1 pseudogene is annotated in these 394 nt (G+C 88.3%); it reads left to right on the top strand.

From position 1 onward, the window contains the following. Nucleotides 1-394, top strand: a pseudogene (locus ACOV8S_RS15440) (hypothetical protein); the annotation flags it as partial.

The following is a 394-nucleotide window of genomic DNA, read 5'->3' as shown; positions in this document are numbered from 1 at the left end:
AGGCCGCACCGGGCCGGCCCGCGCTGCCGGGCCCGTCGGCGCCCTCCCAGGGCGGCGCCCCGGGCCAGGGCGGATCCCCGGCGGCCGACGGCCGGAGCCGCACGCCCGCCGCGGGCGCCCCGGCCCCTGCCCTGCCGCAGCGCCCCACCGCGCCCCGCCCCGGCGGCGGCGCGCCCACCGGACAGCGCCCGCCGGGCGCCCCGCGTCCCTCCGGCGCGTCCAACGCCCCCGGCGCCTCGCGCCCGGGCGGCCAGGGCGGCACCAACGGCGCCGGGCTCCCCGGCGCGACCGGCGGACCGGTGGCCCCCGGCCACGGCGGCGGCACCGGCTCGGTCGACGTCACCGAGGCGCTCAACGCCGGCCCGCTCGGCCCCCGCGGCGGCCAGGCGCCGGG

The organism is Streptomyces sp. CO7, assembly GCF_053474865.1.
Note: the sequence above shows the minus strand (reverse complement) of the source record. Positions and strands in the feature narration are given on the sequence as shown.